General features: G+C 44.7%; 16 protein-coding genes. 15 read left to right on the top strand and 1 reads right to left on the bottom strand.

Translation table 11 applies throughout. The features are described 5' to 3' along the window. Nucleotides 1-87: 87 nt before the first annotated feature. The 12 genes from lpdA to ACY8D0_RS19360 all read left to right on the top strand — a co-directional run bounded on the left by lpdA (nucleotide 88) and on the right by ACY8D0_RS19360 (nucleotide 13,960). The gene (gene lpdA, locus ACY8D0_RS19415; RefSeq protein ID WP_462412139.1) at nucleotides 88-1,509 is read left to right on the top strand and encodes a dihydrolipoyl dehydrogenase; all 1,422 of its coding nucleotides are present in this window, start codon (nucleotides 88-90) and stop codon (nucleotides 1,507-1,509) included. 33 nt (nucleotides 1,510-1,542) lie between these two features. After that, nucleotides 1,543-2,535, top strand: coding sequence for a thiamine pyrophosphate-dependent dehydrogenase E1 component subunit alpha (locus ACY8D0_RS19410; RefSeq protein ID WP_462412138.1), 993 nt, complete (start codon nucleotides 1,543-1,545; stop codon nucleotides 2,533-2,535). A 12-nt stretch (nucleotides 2,536-2,547) separates the two neighbouring features. Then, complete coding sequence (locus tag ACY8D0_RS19405; RefSeq protein WP_462412137.1) at nucleotides 2,548-3,531, top strand: alpha-ketoacid dehydrogenase subunit beta; 984 nt, start codon at nucleotides 2,548-2,550, stop codon at nucleotides 3,529-3,531. 82 nt (nucleotides 3,532-3,613) lie between these two features. Then, nucleotides 3,614-4,918, top strand: coding sequence for a dihydrolipoamide acetyltransferase family protein (locus ACY8D0_RS19400; RefSeq protein WP_462412136.1), 1,305 nt, complete (start codon nucleotides 3,614-3,616; stop codon nucleotides 4,916-4,918). Nucleotides 4,919-5,222: 304 nt separating this feature from the next. Continuing rightward, nucleotides 5,223-7,091 (top strand): methylmalonyl-CoA mutase family protein, encoded by a 1,869-nt coding sequence (locus tag ACY8D0_RS19395; protein ID WP_462412135.1) that lies wholly within the window; start codon nucleotides 5,223-5,225, stop codon nucleotides 7,089-7,091. Then, entirely contained in the window at nucleotides 7,072-9,270 is a 2,199-nt protein-coding gene (gene scpA, locus ACY8D0_RS19390) for a methylmalonyl-CoA mutase (protein ID WP_462412134.1), read from the top strand. The genes ACY8D0_RS19395 and scpA overlap by 20 nt, the downstream gene beginning before the upstream one ends. 5 nt (nucleotides 9,271-9,275) lie before the next feature. Further along, the gene (gene meaB, locus ACY8D0_RS19385; protein ID WP_462412513.1) at nucleotides 9,276-10,325 is read left to right on the top strand and encodes a methylmalonyl Co-A mutase-associated GTPase MeaB; all 1,050 of its coding nucleotides are present in this window, start codon (nucleotides 9,276-9,278) and stop codon (nucleotides 10,323-10,325) included. Between the two features lie 86 nt (nucleotides 10,326-10,411). Next, nucleotides 10,412-10,849 (top strand): BrxA/BrxB family bacilliredoxin, encoded by a 438-nt coding sequence (locus ACY8D0_RS19380; RefSeq protein ID WP_462412133.1) that lies wholly within the window; start codon nucleotides 10,412-10,414, stop codon nucleotides 10,847-10,849. 250 nt (nucleotides 10,850-11,099) lie between these two features. Continuing rightward, complete coding sequence (locus ACY8D0_RS19375; protein ID WP_462412132.1) at nucleotides 11,100-11,876, top strand: transporter substrate-binding domain-containing protein; 777 nt, start codon at nucleotides 11,100-11,102, stop codon at nucleotides 11,874-11,876. Nucleotides 11,877-11,956: 80 nt separating this feature from the next. Continuing rightward, nucleotides 11,957-12,616 carry an amino acid ABC transporter permease gene (locus tag ACY8D0_RS19370; RefSeq protein WP_462412131.1) on the top strand — a complete coding sequence of 220 codons (660 nt, stop codon included), beginning with the start codon at nucleotides 11,957-11,959 and terminating at the stop codon, nucleotides 12,614-12,616. Beyond that, complete coding sequence (locus ACY8D0_RS19365) at nucleotides 12,609-13,331, top strand: amino acid ABC transporter ATP-binding protein (RefSeq protein WP_462412130.1); 723 nt, start codon at nucleotides 12,609-12,611, stop codon at nucleotides 13,329-13,331. The genes ACY8D0_RS19370 and ACY8D0_RS19365 overlap by 8 nt, the downstream gene beginning before the upstream one ends. Nucleotides 13,332-13,450: 119 nt before the next feature. Next, nucleotides 13,451-13,960: a L,D-transpeptidase gene (locus tag ACY8D0_RS19360; protein WP_462412512.1), complete on the top strand. Its 510-nt coding sequence runs from the start codon at nucleotides 13,451-13,453 to the stop codon at nucleotides 13,958-13,960. Nucleotides 13,961-14,020: 60 nt separating this feature from the next. On the opposite strand, the gene prli42 is transcribed toward ACY8D0_RS19360, so the two are convergent. Beyond that, complete coding sequence (prli42, locus tag ACY8D0_RS19355; RefSeq protein WP_462412129.1) at nucleotides 14,021-14,119, bottom strand: stressosome-associated protein Prli42; 99 nt, start codon at nucleotides 14,117-14,119, stop codon at nucleotides 14,021-14,023. 156 nt (nucleotides 14,120-14,275) lie between these two features. Between prli42 and mce the strand changes: the two genes are divergently transcribed. The 3 genes from mce to ACY8D0_RS19340 all read left to right on the top strand — a co-directional run bounded on the left by mce (nucleotide 14,276) and on the right by ACY8D0_RS19340 (nucleotide 17,446). Continuing rightward, a complete protein-coding gene (gene mce / locus ACY8D0_RS19350) occupies nucleotides 14,276-14,689 on the top strand; it encodes a methylmalonyl-CoA epimerase (protein WP_462412128.1) in 414 nt (137 codons plus the stop codon). Then, nucleotides 14,689-16,239 carry an acyl-CoA carboxylase subunit beta gene (locus ACY8D0_RS19345; protein WP_462412127.1) on the top strand — a complete coding sequence of 517 codons (1,551 nt, stop codon included), beginning with the start codon at nucleotides 14,689-14,691 and terminating at the stop codon, nucleotides 16,237-16,239. Before mce ends, ACY8D0_RS19345 begins: the two co-directional genes overlap by 1 nt. 85 nt (nucleotides 16,240-16,324) lie before the next feature. Next, nucleotides 16,325-17,446, top strand: a complete 1,122-nt coding sequence (locus ACY8D0_RS19340) for a tripeptidase T (RefSeq protein ID WP_462412126.1) — start codon at nucleotides 16,325-16,327, stop codon at nucleotides 17,444-17,446. Nucleotides 17,447-17,471: the final 25 nt, after the last annotated feature.

Raw genomic sequence — 17,471 nt, 5'->3', positions numbered from 1 at the left:
GGATCCTATTTTGGAAACACTGGTTAAGTAAGGAAATATCCAGGACATTAAATGCCAAGAAATGGCAGAATCTTAGGGGGAAAAGTTGTGGCACAAGAATATGATTTAGTCATTCTTGGGGGTGGTACAGGCGGTTACGTAGCCGCCATTCGCGCCTCACAGCTTGGTCTGAAAACAGCTGTTGTTGAAAAGGGGAAACTAGGAGGAACTTGCCTCCATAAAGGCTGTATCCCAAGTAAAGCACTGCTCCGGAGTGCTGAAGTTTACAAAACTGCAAGGCAAAGCGAGGAATATGGGGTAGTAACAAGTGAGGTTACCGTTAACTTTACAAAAGTACAGGAACGAAAATCAAAAATTGTTGATACTCTCCATCGCGGTGTTGAGCAATTAATGAAAAAGGGGAAAATTGATGTATACGAAGGAATTGGCCGGATTCTCGGCCCGTCCATCTTTTCCCCGCTGCCAGGGACGATTTCCGTTGAAATGAATAACGGGGCCGAAAATGAAATGCTGATTCCCAAGAATGTGATTATTGCCACAGGTTCAAGACCAAGATTGCTTCCTGGATTGCAAATGGATGGCAAATACGTTTTGACCTCTGATGAGGCATTAGAACTAAATTCCATACCAAAGTCCATTATTATTGTGGGAGGCGGTGTCATTGGGATTGAGTGGGCATCGATGCTTTCCGATTTCGGAACCGAAGTGACGGTCTTGGAATACGAGGATCGAATAATCCCTACTGAGGACAAAGAAATTTCGAAGGAAATGCAACGGCTTTTGAAGAAAAAGGGAATAAAGATTGTGACCCATGCAAAAGTACTCCCTGAAACCCTGCGCAAACACGGAGAAATAACGATTTCCGCAGAGGTAAATGGTGCCAATAAAGAATTTACAGCAGAGCGGCTGCTTGTTTCAGTAGGGCGTCAGGCAAATACAGAAGGGGTTGGCTTGGAGAATACGGATATACAACTTGAAAAGGGCAATATTGTCACTAACCAATTTTATCAGACAAAGGAATCCCATATTTATGCGATAGGGGATGTAATCGGGGGACTTCAGTTAGCACATGTTGCATCCCATGAAGGAATTATTGCTGTGGAACATATGGCGGCCATGAATCCCGATCCCCTTGATTATAAATTGGTTTCCAAATGTATATATAGCAATCCTGAAGCGGCAAGTGTGGGGTGGACGGAAGAACAGGCTATTCAAAAAGGCTACCAAGTAAAAGTCGGTAAATTTTCATTCCGGGCGATTGGCAAGGCTCTGGTTTTCGGTGAAACCGATGGCTTCGTCAAAATCATTGCCGACTCCCAGACGGAGGATATTCTAGGGGTGCATATGATTGGCCCTCATGTAACCGACATGATTTCCGAAGCGGGTTTGGCGATGGTTTTGGATGCTGTGCCATGGGAAATTGCCCACACCATACACCCGCATCCAACTCTATCGGAAGCTATCGGGGAAGCGGCGCTGGCAGTTGACGGAAGAGCTTTGCATGGTTAGGTAATTTTTAATGGACGTCGGGAGGTTATAACAATGGTTAATAAGCGTCATGAGGCGTTAGGTTTAAATGATGAAACAGTACTTGAAATGTATGAAACAATGATTTTGGCACGGCGAATTGATGAACGGATGTGGCTGTTAAACCGTGCAGGTAAAATTCCTTTTGTCATTTCATGCCAAGGGCAAGAGGCAGCCCAAGTCGGTGCTGCTTTTGCTCTTGACAGGAATCAAGATTATGTGCTCCCCTATTATCGTGACATGGGAGTGGTATTATCCTTTGGGATGACTCCCAAGGAAATTATGCTCTCCGGTTTTGCCAAGGCAGAAGATCCAAATTCAGGCGGCCGTCAAATGCCTGGACACTTTGGCCAAAAAAAGAACCGGATTGTTACCGGCTCTTCACCCGTTACAACCCAAGTACCTCATGCGGTTGGCATTGCCCTTGCGGGAAAAATGGAAAAACAGAATTTTGTCTCGTTTGTAACCTTTGGAGAAGGTTCCTCAAACCAAGGGGACTTCCATGAAGGAGCCAATTTTGCGGGTGTTCATAAGTTGCCAGTGATATTCATGTGTGAAAATAACAAGTATGCGATATCAGTTCCAATCGAGAAGCAGTTGGCCTGCGATAAAGTTTCCGACCGTGCTATCGGGTATGGAATGCCCGGGGTTACGGTTGATGGAAATGACCCTTTAGAAGTTTTTCGGGTCGTAAAAGAGGCTGCCGACCGAGGCCGCAGGGGGGATGGTCCGACCTTAATTGAAACCGTTTCTTACAGGTTAACCCCGCATTCTTCAGATGATGACGATCGTTCTTACCGGGCTCCGGACGAAGTGGCTGCTGCCAAAACACAAGACCCGATTATTACCTTCGGTGCCTATCTGAAGGAGACGGGCGTCATGGATGACCTCCTTGAATCCCAAATCAATGACAGGGTGATGCAGGTGGTCAATGAAGCAACAGATTATGCGGAGAATGCTCCATATGCAGCACCAGAACATGCTATGAACTATGTGTATGGGGAATAAGGGGGAAGGAATATGGCGATTGTTTCATATATTGATGCCGTGACCATGGCCATTCGCGAAGAAATGGAACGGGACCCGCGGGTGTTTGTCCTGGGGGAAGATGTCGGGAAAAAAGGAGGCGTTTTTAAAGCGACTCAAGGCCTATACCAACAATTTGGCGAGGAGCGGGTGATCGATACACCTCTGGCGGAATCTGCGATTGCAGGTGTGGGAATAGGTGCCGCCATGTATGGCATGCGTCCGATTGCTGAAATGCAGTTTGCTGATTTTATTATGCCCGCTGTTAACCAAATTATTTCGGAAGCGGCGAAGATCCGCTATCGTTCCAACAACGATTGGAACTGTCCAATTGTGATCCGGGCCCCATATGGCGGCGGTGTTCATGGAGCGCTGTATCATTCCCAGTCGGTTGAAGCCGTTTTTGCCAATCAGCCCGGACTAAAAATTATCATGCCGTCAACACCTTATGACGTGAAAGGACTGTTAAAGGCCGCCATCCGCGATAATGACCCTGTTTTATTTTTTGAACATAAACGGGCTTATCGTTTAATAAAAGGTGAGGTTCCAACGGATGATTATACGCTTCCAATCGGTAAGGCTGATGTGAAACGGGAAGGGGAAGATCTCACCGTCATCACCTATGGGCTTTGTGTGCATTTTGCCCTGCAAGCCGCCGAAAAACTGGCTGGGGATGGAATTTCAGCCCACATTCTTGACTTGCGTACCGTCTACCCGCTAGATAAAGAAGCCATTATCGAAGCAGCTTCCAAAACAGGGAAAGTTCTGTTAGTGACGGAAGCCAATAAAGAAGGAAGCATCATGAGTGAGGTGGCCGCCATCATTGCAGAACATTGTTTATTTGATTTAGACGCACCAATAAAACGTCTGGCTGGACCGGATGTGCCGGCAATGCCATATGCACCGACAATGGAGAAATTTTTTATGGTGAATCCGGATAAGGTTGAAAAAGCCATGCGGGAGCTTGCAGAGTTCTAGTCAAGCCTAATAACGGTATTGACTTAAGCTTGCTCCTTATTTTATCTGCAGGAACAGAAGTATCACAGGGGGTATGAGACCATTGACCGTTGAACAAATTAAAATGCCGCAATTAGGAGAGAGCGTTACGGAAGGCACCATCAGTAAATGGCTTGTTGCACCGGGAGACCGCGTTAATAAATATGACCCACTTGCGGAGGTAATGACCGACAAGGTAAATGCGGAGGTGCCGTCTTCTTTTGCTGGCGTGATTAAACAATTAATCACCGATGAGGGAGATACAGTGGCAGTCGGGGAGATTATCTGTACGATTGAATTAGAAAACAGCGCAGATGAGGTTTCTACTGGGGTACAAGAAAGACAACCGGAAGTCAAGGCCCCGGCGTCTGACAACCCTCAAGAGGCCAAAGCGCGCTATTCCCCTGCTGTGTTGAAAATTTCCCAAGAACATGGTATTGATTTGACACAAGTATCAGGAACAGGTGCCGGAGGCCGGATTACACGTAAGGATTTGCTTAAAATCATTGAGACAGGAAATATTCCAAAAGCCGGTGAACAGGAAACAGCACAACCACAGCCAGTTGAAGGGCAAGCAGAAAATCAAATGATTGGGCAGTTCATTGCAAACCGGCCGTCCACTAAGGAGACACCAGCAGCTTCGGCAGTAAATATTCCGGTGATGGCAGGAGACATAGAAATACCGGTTACCGGTGTCCGCAAAGCAATTGCCCAAAACATGTTGCGCAGCAAGCATGAAGCACCGCACGCATGGACGATGGTTGAGGTGGATGCAACCAATCTTGTCGCTTTTCGTGATTCGCTTAAGGATGAGTTTAAGTCAAGAGAGGGTTTCAATTTGACCTATTTTGCGTTCTTTGTTAAGGCGGTTTCCCAGGCCTTGAAAGAATTCCCGCAAATCAATTCCATGTGGGCGGGGGATAAAATCATCCAGAAAAAAGAAATTAATATTTCGATTGCGGTTGCGGCAGAAAATGCATTATTCGTCCCAGTCATAAAACATGCCGATGAAAAAACCATTAAAGGGATTGGCCGCGAAATTTCCGAGTTGGCTGCCAAGGCCAGAACGGGAAAACTTCGCCCCGATGATATGCAGGGTGGTACGTTTACCGTCAATAATACGGGATCATTTGGTTCTGTCCAATCTATGGGGATTATAAATTATCCGCAAGCCGCCATTTTACAAGTTGAATCAATTGTGAAACGGCCTGTGGTCATGAATCACGGAATGATTGCTGTTCGTGATATGGTAAACTTGTGCTTGTCCCTGGACCACCGGATCTTGGATGGTTTGATTTGCGGCCGATTCCTGCAGCGGGTGAAAGATATTATTGAACATACCTCAAAGACCACTACCTCTATTTATTAAAAATAATCGCTGTCTAAAATGGCAGCGGTTATTTTTATTGCTTGATAACGCTTTCTATTCTACAATAAAATTAATTGAATTTTATAATTTTAATAATTATCTCTGTTAAATAGGGCTGTTGTTTGGAGCGAAGAAGCTCAGCGAACCCACAGGCGTGCCGGAGAGCTGGCAGCGCGCTCCCCTGCCCTGCCCCGTACTCCCGCAGGAATCGAGCTTATCTGCTCTAATCAACAGTGTTAAAAAGTCAATAATATCATTTAACATTGCCTAATTATTAAATATCAGGAAGGGGGATGAAGAAGGTATGGAGAGTATCAAAAATCAAACTTTTCCTTCTCCATCATTACAAGAATGGGAAGAACGGGCCAAAGCGTCTTTAAAAGGAAAGCCGCTCGGCGTGTTAATGGGTACCACATACGAAAATATTGGCTTAAAGCCGCTTTATTCACCCAAAGATGAACAGACTGTGCCCCAATATCCATGCGGTTCCGATTTACGAAGGGGGATCCATCCGTTGGGGTATGTGACCCACGAATGGAAGATTGCCCAACGAATAAAGGCGGATACACCGAATGAACTGAAAGATAAACTCAACTTCGCATTCGAAAAAGGACAAACGGCTATCTCTTTTGAGGTAACGAAGGATTTAGTCGAAAATCTTGGCTTTTCGGATTTCTACCCACACTTTCCTTTTGCGGTGAACACCAAATGGCTGCATGCCGAATTTTTAACCCATCTAATCAACAACCAATATAACTCAAGCCAAGTAACCGGATATATTGCCAATGACCCCGTTGCCCTTTCGGCCGTCCAGGGTCGCTTCGACCAAAATACTTTCAAGGACTGGCTGAATGATATTGTTAATGCAAACCAATATTATCCTAAATTGCGAACAGTTCTTATTGATTCATCCCCTTTCCATAACGGCGGGGCAAACTCGGTACAAGAGATTGGTATCGCCGCAGCAACCGGGGTTTTTTACCTGGATCAGCTAACGGAAGCGGGAATGGATGTCGAGTCGGCGCTTTCCAAAATGGTTTTCCAATTCTCGATAGGCAGCCAATTTTTTACCGAGTTGGCCAAATTGAGGGCCGCTCGGATTGTCTGGGGTCGGATTGCCTCCCTATATGGGGCGGAACAACAGACGCAGCGAATGGAAATTGCGGCAGAGACATCCCGGTTTACGTTGACGGTAACTGACCCGCATGTTAACCTGCTGCGGACGGCAAATGAAACCTTTGCTGCTGTTTTGGGAGGTGTACAGTATTTACATACCGCACCATACGATGAAATCACAGGATACACCGCTCTCTCCGAACGGATTGCCCGCAATATTCAACTGATCTTAAAAGAAGAGACCCAGCTCAAGAAAATCATCGACCCTGCAGGAGGCTCGTGGTATATAGAATCGCTGACCAATCAGTTAGCGGAAGAAGCCTGGGCGTTTTTCCAGCAGATTGACGCAAGGGGTGGCATCCTTGAAGTTTTAAAATCTGATTGGCTGCAAGAGCAGATAGAAACGGTTTTTTCTAAAAGAAACCATGATGTTCAATTTAGGAAGCAAAGCATCATTGGAACAAATGCGTATGCAAAAGTTGACGAGGCTCTTCTTGAGCCGGCAGAAAAGGATTGTGCAGTTACTTGGGGAGACTTTGGTGCCGCCTCCGAAATTCAAATCACAAATATCCCGCAAAGAAGATTATCTGAGCCATATGAACAACTAAGAAACAGAGCAAAACAACTTGAAGCTAACACAGGTGCGCCAGTTGTTGCAGGAATGCTTTGTCTGGGGGAGTTAAAGCAGCATAAACCAAGGCTTGATTTTATGAAAGGGTTCTTGGCGGCAGGGGGAATCCAAACCATTGAGAGTGGACCGCTTTTCTGTCTAGAGGAGGCAAAGCGATTTTTAAACGAGGCACAACTGAAATGGGCTTGTTTGTGCGGCACCAATGAGCAGTATGAACAAATGGGGCACGAGCTTCTTTTAGCTTTAAAAACGGAATATCCCAATCTAGTATTCTGTTTGGCGGGACTGCCTGAAAAAGAAAAACAGGAGCACTGGAGAAAAGAAGGAATCAATCAGTTTATCCATGTAAAAAGCAATTGCTATGAAACCGTCTCAGCCATATTGGGCAGCATGGAGGTGCAATTCAATGAAGAAACAAAGGCCTAATTTCCAAAGTTTGTCCTTATTTGATCAACCACTCTTTTCCACGAAGGAAAATTGGAGGGAACTGGCAGAAAAGGACCTTCAAGCGCCCTTGGACGATCTGCTGTTTGAAACAAATGAACAAATCAGCCTAAAACCCATTTATACAAAATTGGACTTGGAGGGATTAGAACATCTTGACCATTTGCCGGGAATCCCTCCATTTACAAGGGGACCCTATCCGACGATGTATGTGAACCGGCCTTGGACGGTCCGGCAATATGCCGGTTTTTCAACAGCCGAGGAGAGCAATTCGTTTTATCGCAGAAATCTGGCAATGGGCCAAAAAGGATTATCAGTCGCCTTTGACTTGGCTACCCATAGGGGATATGACTCAGATCATCCCCGGGTAATAGGCGATGTGGGCAAAGCGGGGGTTGCTATTGACTCCATTATGGATATGAAAACCCTTTTTGAAGGAATCCCATTAGACCAAATGTCTGTCTCGATGACTATGAACGGGGCAGTACTGCCAATAATGGCTTTTTATATCGTCACGGCAGAGGAGCAGGGGGTTACCCAAGATAAGCTCTCCGGCACCATTCAAAATGATATTTTAAAAGAATACATGGTCCGTAACACATATATTTATCCTCCTGAAATGTCCATGAAAATTATTGCTGATATTTTTGAATATACGTCAAAGTACATGCCGAAGTTTAACAGCATCAGTATTTCCGGCTATCATATGCAGGAAGCGGGGGCACCCGCCGACCTGGAATTGGCCTACACACTGGCGGATGGACTGGAGTACGTAAGGACCGGGCTGAAGGCAGGAATCGATATCGACTCCTTTGCGCCAAGGCTGTCATTTTTCTGGGCCACAGGGATGAATTATTTTATGGAAGTGGCCAAAATGCGGGCGGCCAGGTTCATTTGGGCAAAGATGATGAAATCCTTCCATCCTAAAAACGAAAAATCAATGGCATTGCGGACACATTCGCAAACATCCGGGTGGAGTCTGACGGAGCAGGATCCGTTTAATAATGTGACTAGGACCTTGATTGAAGCTCATGCGGCAGCTATGGGCCATACCCAATCCTTGCATACCAATGCATTGGATGAAGCGATTGCCCTTCCTACGGATTTTTCGGCGCGAATTGCCAGAAACACGCAATTATTTTTGCAAGAGGAAACGGGCATCACCAAGGTTATTGACCCATGGGGCGGATCTTATTATGTGGAAAAGCTGACCGATGAATTAATCAAGCGGGCATGGGGACATATTGAAGAAATCGAGAGTCTTGGAGGCATGGCAAAAGCCATTGAAACGGGGCTGCCAAAAATGAGGATAGAGGAAGCGGCGGCACGGAGGCAGGCGCAAATTGACTCAGGCAATGAAATTATAGTAGGTGTGAACCGTTACCGTCCGGAAAGGGACGAACCAATTGAGATATTGGACATTGACAATACGGCTGTAAGGTTAACACAAATTGAAAAATTGAATCAACTCAAGGCAGGACGTGATGACCAAAAAGTGGCGGAAGCCCTGAAAGCCCTAACGGCTGCTGCAGCAGGTGGTGAAGGCAACTTATTGGAATTGGCTGTTCAAGCGGCACGCGTGCGGGCTACGCTAGGGGAAATTTCCGATTCAATCGAAGAAGCGGCCGGACGGCATAAAGCCGTGATTCGATCCATAAGTGGTGTATACAGCACAGCCTTCCACAACGATGAGGAAATCATAGTGGTTCAAAAAATGACTGATGAGTTCGTAGAAAACGAGGGCAGAAGACCGCGGATTTTAATCGCAAAAATGGGCCAGGATGGTCATGACCGCGGAGCAAAGGTCATTGCAACAGCATTTGCCGACCTGGGGTTTGACGTCGATATCGGACCGCTGTTTCAAACTCCAGAGGAGACCGCTATGCAAGCGATCGAAAATGATGTTCATGTCATCGGCATGAGTTCGCTTGCTGCCGGCCACAAGACGCTTTTGCCGCAGCTTGTGGCAGAATTGAAGAAGCTGGGCAGAGAAGACATTCTCGTGGTGGCAGGCGGCGTCATACCCGCTCAAGATTATCAATATTTATACGATCACGGTGCAGCCGCCATCTTTGGGCCGGGTACGATTATCCCAGTCGCCGCACAAAAGGTAATCAAGGAAATTTATAAACAGCTGGGCTATGAGGAAGTGGCACCATAATGGCTATGGACCAACGCCCCGAGAACAGCCCAATACAAAAAAATATCCGGTTTCAAAAACGCCGGAATACCGAGCCATCAATAGATGAATTGTTTGAAGGAGTCCTTCGGGGAAATAGGAGTATTCTGGCTAGGGCCATTACGCTTGCAGAAAGCAATGCAGAGCAACACTTCCAAAAAGCCCAGTCTCTTTTGCAAAAATTGCTGCCTTATACTGGTAACTCAATCCGCATCGGGATTACCGGTGTGCCTGGGGCAGGAAAAAGCACATTTATTGAATCCTTCGGCCTGTATTTATGCAATAAAGGATATCGTGTTGCAGTTTTGGCTATTGATCCAAGCTCCAGCATCAGCGGCGGCAGTATCCTTGGCGACAAAACGAGAATGGAGCAGCTGTCCAAACATCCACGGGCGTTTATCAGGCCATCCCCCACAGCGGGAAAATTGGGAGGGGTGCACCGCAAAACAAGGGAAGCCATGCTGCTATGTGAAGCAGCCAGTTTCGATGTGATCCTTATCGAAACTGTTGGCGTCGGGCAAAGTGAAGTCTTGATTAGGGATATGGTGGATTTCTTCATGCTGCTCGTCCTCACGGGTGCTGGTGATGAATTGCAGGGGATGAAAAAGGGAATTATGGAACTCGCGGACGCGGTCATTGTCCACAAGGCAGACGGTTCCAATAAACCGAAGGCAGAAAAGACCCGGCAGGAATATAACCGGATTTTGCATTTCCTGCAGCCTGCGACAAAAGGCTGGGAAACAAAAGCCTTTACTTGTTCCTCCATCACTAATGAAGGCATAAGTGATATATGGCAGGTAATCCAATCCTTTGAGAAAACCGGGAGAGCTTCAGGAGGATTTGAGGAGAGACGGAAGGCCCAATCAAGAGAGTGGTTGTATTCCATTATTGCGGACCATCTCCATTACCAGTTTTATCATCATCCTGATGTAAAAAGCCAACTCCCGAAATTGGAGAATCAGGTGATTGCTGGTGAACGGACTGTCGCAAGTGCTGCCGACATGCTGTTTAGACTTTTTATGGAACAAAATCAATAAATATACTACATGGTGAACTCTTCATTTGAATAAATAATATTTTTACTGTTATGATGTAGGTATATTGATTAATAAGGAGTGATTTTATGAGTATGGATTTTAATATATTCATGAACGATGTTGTTCGCCAAGCGCGGCAAGAAATCGTTTCTGCAGGATATGAAGAGCTTAAAACACCGGAGGAAGTGGATGAGGCTCTAACACAACAAGGCACCACATTGGTCATGATCAATTCTGTATGCGGATGCGCCGGTGGCGTTGCCCGTCCAGCTGCGGCCTATGCCGTGCATTATGATAAGCGCCCTGACCGCTTGGTAACCGTCTTTGCCGGACAGGATAAAGATGCTACGGAAAAAGCTAGAAGCTATTTTACTGGATATCCGCCATCCTCACCATCTTTTGCTCTGTTGAAGGACGGAAAGATTTGTACGATGGTTGAAAGACATCAAATTGAAGGTAATGATCCAGCAACTGTTGTAGCAAAACTACAACAAGAATTCGAAAAATACTGTGAAGAAGTATAAATCCCCGACACAAAAAGGCCATTTTCCTATCGAAAATGGTCTATTTTTTTTGGCAAAATTTACATCAAAAAAATATCTAAGGAATTATTGAAAATATATTTGCATAATTATTTTTATGTGTTAAAATTCAATACGTTGAATAATTATTAATCCTGTAGACTATTAATCTGCTAAAAGGATAATAATTGTATTCAGATTATGTAAAAAACAATAATTCAAATAGTCGGATAACTTTATAGGGGGAAAACAAATGAAAAAGGGATTTATTTTATTAACCTCAATGGTATTGGCAGCAGGCTTACTGGCTGGTTGTGGTTCCAGCGAAAAAACAAGCAAAGCCAGCGACAAAAAAGTATTGGTAATGGGAACTTCTGCAGATTATGCTCCATTTGAGTATATCGAAACAGAAAAAAGCGATGAAATTATCGGTTTCGATGTGGATTTGGCAAAAGCAATTACCAGCAAGCTTGGCTATAAGATGGAAGTCAAAGACATGGATTTCAATGGCCTTGTGCAAGCTTTAAAATCAGGCCAGGCAGACTTTGTTTTAGCTGGGATGACTCCTACGGAGAAAAGAAAGAAAAATGTGGATTTCAGTGATATCTACTATAACGCGCAATTCATGATTGTTTCCAAAAAGGACAGCGGCATTTCCAAACTAGAAGACCTGAAAGGCAAAACGGTTGGCGTCCAGCTTGGTTCTATTCAGGCAGATAAAGCAAAAGAAATTAATAAAGAGATTCCGATTAAAATTGAAGACCGCAATCGTATCCAAGATCTTATCCAAGAAATTAAAGCAGGCCGATTTGATGCTGCAATTATTGAAGACACCGTTGCGAAGGGTTATTTTACTAAAGAAACCGAGCTGCAAGGCTTTACACTTAATGACGACCCTGAAGCTGGTTCTGCCATTGCGTTTCCAAAGAACAGTGACCTAACTGAAAAGTTTAATAAAGAACTAAAGAAAATGAAAGAAAATGGCGAATTGGATAAACTAGTCATAAAATGGTTTGGCGATCAACAATAACATCAATTACTTAATGAGACGTTTGGAAATATAATTGCTTCCAGACGTCTCTCCTATTTTTATTAGGAAGGACGATCATAATGAATTTGGATTTTGCACAATTCATCCCTTCTCTGCCCTATATTTTAAAAGGTGTTTTAGTAACCTTGAAAATTGTTCTATTAGCAGGGGTACTGGGATTTATTTTTGGTATTATTTTATCTCTATTTAAAATAAGTTCAATCAAAGTACTCGGCTGGTTTGCCGACCTGTATACATCGATTTTCCGCGGGACTCCGCTTGTTTTGCAGCTGATGCTGATTTATTTTGGGTCACCGCAAATCTTTGGTTATCAAATAGAGCCCTATACGGCTGCCGTATTATCCTTCTCGCTAAATTCCGGAGCCTATATCTCCGAAATTATCCGCGCCGGAATTCTTGCGGTAGATAAGGGACAACAGGAAGCGGCGATGGCTTTAGGCGTGCCTTACGGAAAAATGATGTGGGATATTATCCTGCCGCAAGCATTAAAGAATATCCTGCCTGCACTATTAAATGAATTTATCTCTTTGACCAAAGAATCAGCCATTGTTACCACAATTGGTGTAATGGATGTTATGCGCCGTTCTTATCAGGTGGGAGCGGAATATTATTCGTACTTTGAACCATTGTTAATTGCCGGGCTGATTTATTATGTACTTGTTATTGCCTTAACCTTCTTGGGAAAAGCAGTTGAAGGGAGAATGAGACGCAGTGATTAAGGTAGAAAATTTATATAAAAACTATGGAAAACTTGAGGTATTAAAGGGGATTACGACTTCGATAAAACCGGGGGAAGTGGTAGCCATTATTGGGCCATCCGGATCAGGAAAATCGACCTTCTTGCGTTGTATGAACCATTTGGAAAAACCGACGGACGGGAAGGTCTGGATTGGCGATCAGGAAATAACAAGTAAGAAAACCAATATCATGAAGGTCCGTCAAAATGTCGGAATGGTGTTCCAGCACTTTCATCTTTTTCCACATAAAACGGTTCTTGAGAATCTAACCTATGCACCAATCAAGGTGAAAGGCTACACCAAAGCCGAAGCGGAGAAAATAGGGTTAGAATTACTAGAGAGGGTAGGTTTATCTGACAAGGCGGGCGAATTTCCCAATCGGCTGTCAGGAGGCCAGAAACAGCGGGTAGCGATTGCAAGGGCATTGGCCATGCAGCCAGATGTTATGCTATTCGATGAACCAACATCCGCTCTTGACCCAGAAATGGTAAAAGAAGTATTAGACGTTATGAAGACATTGGCACATACTGGTATGACAATGGCAATCGTGACTCATGAAATGGGCTTTGCCAAAGAGGTTGCCGACAGGGTGCTTTTCCTAGATAATGGATTGCTCGTTGAGGACAGCTCGCCAGAGGAATTTTTTACCAAACCAAAGAGCCAAAGAGCACAAGAATTCTTACAAAAAATGCTTTAATATAAAGTTTAATTCAGATGGCCTATTCGGCCATCTTTTTGTTTTGTCAGAAAAATGGAAAATGAATGAGTGAGACAAATCGAGGCAAGCTAAGGAAAAAAAGGCAGGTGGTTTATTTGATAAAGATTTTATCAACAGTCCTGTTTACGGTATTCCTGTCTCCATTATGGCCACTCGGCACCAATCCAATGCCTGGTGACCCGTTTGTGATTGTGAATAAAAGTACAAATGAATTGGCGTTTGTCAACGAAAACCGGGTACAAACGACAGTCAGTGTCGGGACCGGTAAGACACAAGAACTGACACCTGAAGGCTTGTTTACGATTACCGTAAAAGCAAAAGATCCCTATTACCGACGTAAAGATATCCCAGGCGGAGACCCGAGAAATCCGCTCGGGGCACGTTGGATAGGGTTTGACGCAAGAGGAACTGATGGCAGAACCTATGGCATCCACGGCACCAATCAACCCGCATCTGTCGGTAAATATATTTCACAGGGCTGTATCCGCACTCAAAATGAAATAATCAGCAATTTATTTCAATTGATTCCAATCGGAACTAAATTGCTGATCACCAGTTCCAAGCATTCGTTTGAGGAATTAGCGAGGGAACATGGAGCCATCCAATAAAGGCAAAGAGGATGACTAGTATGGGTTACTATCCGTACAAGTCATCCTCTTTTTATGCCGCTAATTTAGAAAACGCGCGATTCCAAGGAGGAGGGTGGAGGCAAGCATAGCAAACAGCATTAAATAGACAATTATTTTTCTTGTTTTCTTATTTCTCAATGATAAGTACCTCCTTCAAGTCTATACGAACATTTTACATCGATAGGTCAAGTTAAACAACGGAACGGATATGGGAAATTAGGAAGGATTTATGAATTTTTTCTAGAATAATGTAATTGTCTAAAAAATGTCAATATTGGGACAAGGGGAGAAGTCATGATTAAAAAGGTGGACCATATCGGGATAGCAGTCAAGTCGCTTGAAACCGTTCTTCCTTTTTATACGGGGGTGCTCAAGCTTCCATTGTTAAAAATTGAAGAGGTGGACAGTCAAAAGGTGAAGGTGGCCTTTCTGCAGGCGGGAGAAACGATGCTTGAACTTTTGGAGCCAACCTCACCACAAAGCACAATCGCCATATTTATTGAGAAACGTGGCGAAGGCATTCACCATGTTGCGTTTGGTGTGGAATCCATAGAAGAAAGAATTAGGGAAATGAAGGAACAAGGGATCCGGATGATTGATGAAAGCCCGAGGCTTGGTGCCGGGGGAGCACATATCGCCTTTATGCATCCGAAGTCGGCATCCGGTGTATTATTTGAGCTTTGTGAAAAGAAGGGGATGAAGGGGTAATGGTAGACATCTTCGAAAAATTGAATGAATTGTATGATAAAAGACGGGAAATCGAGCTCGGCGGCGGTGATGAACGGATTGAAAAGCAGCACGTCAAAGGGAAACTGACAGCGAGGGAAAGAATCGACCTATTGGTGGATAGCGGTACCTTTGTCGAATTGAATCCGTTTATCGAACATCGGACCAATGATTTTGGCTTGGACGAACAAAAAGGTCCGGGCGATGGGGTTGTCACAGGTTATGGAAAAGTAAACGGACGCTCAATCTACTTATTCTCCCAAGATTTTACCGTTTTTGGCGGTGCCTTAGGGGAAATGCATGCCAAGAAAATCGCCAATGTCATGGATTTGGCTGCAAAGAATGGCACACCGTTTGTTGGTTTGAATGACTCAGGAGGGGCGCGCATCCAAGAAGGGGTCGTTTCATTGGATGGCTATGGACAGATCTTTTACCGGAATGCCATATACTCCGGCGTTATCCCACAAATTTCTGTTATTATGGGGCCGTGTGCCGGTGGGGCTGTCTATTCGCCTGCTATTACCGATTTTGTATTTATGGTGGAAAAGACGAGCCAGATGTTTATTACCGGCCCTAAGGTAATTGAAACTGTTACGGGAGAAAAAATCTCACCCGAAAACCTTGGGGGTGCTGCCGTCCATAATTCTATCAGCGGTAATGCTCATTTTAAAGCGGCTACAGAAGAGGAAGTCTTACAAAATGTCCGCATGCTGCTAAGCTATCTTCCTCAAAACAATCAAGAGAAACCCCCAAGGCATGAATATCACGAACAGGAAGATTATCGCCCGGACTTAATTGATGTTGTACCATTTGATGCAGTCCGGCCATACGATGTCCGCAAAGTCATCGAACATGTGGTGGACGAGGATTCATTTATGGAAATCCACCAGGAGTTTGCCAAAAATATCGTGGTTGGGTTTGCCAGGGTAAAGGGAGAAACCGTAGGGCTTGTTTGCAATCAGCCTAAGGTAATGGCCGGCGGCCTGGATATTGATTCTTCCGACAAGGCAGCCCGGTTTATCCGGACCTGCGATTCTTTTAATATACCTATTATTACATTTGAGGATGTCACCGGCTTTTTCCCAGGTGTCAAACAAGAACATGGCGGGATTATCCGCCATGGAGCAAAAATTTTATTTGCTTACTCAGAGGCAACGGTTCCAAAGCTTACGGTTATTTTAAGAAAGGCATATGGCGGGGCATATGTGGCCTTGAATAGTAAGTCGATTGGGGCAGATTTGGTTTTTGCCTGGCCAAATGCGGAAATAGCCGTTATGGGTCCGCAAGGGGCAGCCAATATCATCTTTGCCAAAGAAATCCAAAACAGTGAAAATCCCGAAATAACTAGACAGCAAAAAATTGAAGAATATCGGAAAAAGTTTGCCAATCCTTATGTGGCCGCCAGTCGGGGGATGGTGGATGATGTGATTGACCCAAGGGACACAAGAATCAAAATTGTCCAGGCATTGGAAATGCTGCGGAATAAACAAGAATCAAGACCGAAGAAAAAACATGGGAATATTCCGCTATAAATGCGACCTGTGCCGCCTTTTATTTGATGGAGGGAACCGGAAAAGGTATACTGATATAGAGAGTACATATTTGGAGGTCTTCTAGATGATTAATCAGGAACGTCTGTTAAATGAATTTTTAGAGCTCGTTCAAATCGAATCAGAAACAAAAAACGAAGCGCAAATTGCCAAAGTCCTCAAACAAAAGTTTACTGACTTAGGCCTAGAAGTGGTGGAAGATGATACTACCTCTGTGACCGGGCATGGAGCAGGCAATTTAATTTGTACCCTTCCGGCTACCAAAGAAGGGGTAGAACCAATTTACTTTACATCCCATATGGATACCGTTGTACCAGCAAAAGGCGTAAAGCCATCCATTAAGGATGGGTTTGTAGTATCAGACGGCACAACGATTTTGGGTGCGGATGATAAAACCGGTTTATCCGTAATGTTCGAGACCATTCGGGTACTAAAAGAACAAAATATTCAGCATGGCCTTATTCAATTTGTTATTACCGTTGGAGAGGAGTCCGGTCTTGTTGGCGCTAAGGCGCTGGAGCCATCTTTGTTAAAGGCAAAGTTCGGCTATGCGCTTGATAGCGATGGTTTAGTAGGGAACGTCGTGGTTGCTGCCCCTACCCAGGCAAAAGTGAAAGCTGTGATATATGGGAAAACAGCTCATGCTGGCGTTGCTCCTGAAAAGGGCGTTTCAGCTATCACGATAGCTGCAAAGGCCATTTCCAAAATGCCATTAGGACGAATTGACAAAGAAACGACGGCTAATATCGGCAGATTTGAAGGCGGACAGGCAACCAACATTGTTTGTGACCGTGTCGATATTTTAGCAGAGGCCCGTTCACTAGTTCCTGAAAAAATGGAAGCTCAAGTAGGCAAAATGAAGAAGGCGTTTGAAACCACTGCTGAAGAAATGGGCGGCAGAGCCGAAGTTCACGTACAGGTCATGTATCCCGGCTTTAAATTTGGCGAAGGCGACCAAGTTGTGGAAATTGCCCGCAGCGCAGCGGCAAAAATTGGCCGCAGCTGTGAATTGCAGGAAAGCGGCGGCGGCAGTGACGCAAACGTCATCAACGGTTTGGGCATACCAACTGTCAACTTGGCTGTTGGCTATGAAGAAATTCACACGACCAATGAACGGATGTCGATCGAGGAGCTATACAAATTGGCGGACATGACATTAGCTATTATCGATATTGTCACGAACCAATAGGATCTTGAAAGGAGAGTCTTCGGCT

Source organism: Neobacillus camarae, assembly GCF_054950115.1.
This window is presented reverse-complemented; position numbering and strand designations above follow the sequence as displayed.

Bases quoted from the DNA above. Each gene is read 5' to 3' on its own strand.
- ACY8D0_RS19370 (WP_462412131.1), top strand. From the start codon at position 11,957: ATGAATTTGGATTTTGCACAATTCATCCCTTCTCTGCCCTATATTTTA.
- ACY8D0_RS19380 (WP_462412133.1), top strand. From the start codon at position 10,412: ATGAGTATGGATTTTAATATATTCATGAACGATGTTGTTCGCCAAGCG.
- ACY8D0_RS19345 (WP_462412127.1), top strand. From the start codon at position 14,689: ATGGTAGACATCTTCGAAAAATTGAATGAATTGTATGATAAAAGACGG.
- meaB (WP_462412513.1), top strand. From the start codon at position 9,276: ATGGACCAACGCCCCGAGAACAGCCCAATACAAAAAAATATCCGGTTT.
- ACY8D0_RS19405 (WP_462412137.1), top strand. From the start codon at position 2,548: ATGGCGATTGTTTCATATATTGATGCCGTGACCATGGCCATTCGCGAA.
- mce (WP_462412128.1), top strand. From the start codon at position 14,276: ATGATTAAAAAGGTGGACCATATCGGGATAGCAGTCAAGTCGCTTGAA.
- ACY8D0_RS19340 (WP_462412126.1), top strand. From the start codon at position 16,325: ATGATTAATCAGGAACGTCTGTTAAATGAATTTTTAGAGCTCGTTCAA.
- ACY8D0_RS19375 (WP_462412132.1), top strand. From the start codon at position 11,100: ATGAAAAAGGGATTTATTTTATTAACCTCAATGGTATTGGCAGCAGGC.
- ACY8D0_RS19410 (WP_462412138.1), top strand. From the start codon at position 1,543: ATGGTTAATAAGCGTCATGAGGCGTTAGGTTTAAATGATGAAACAGTA.
- scpA (WP_462412134.1), top strand. From the start codon at position 7,072: ATGAAGAAACAAAGGCCTAATTTCCAAAGTTTGTCCTTATTTGATCAA.
- ACY8D0_RS19395 (WP_462412135.1), top strand. From the start codon at position 5,223: ATGGAGAGTATCAAAAATCAAACTTTTCCTTCTCCATCATTACAAGAA.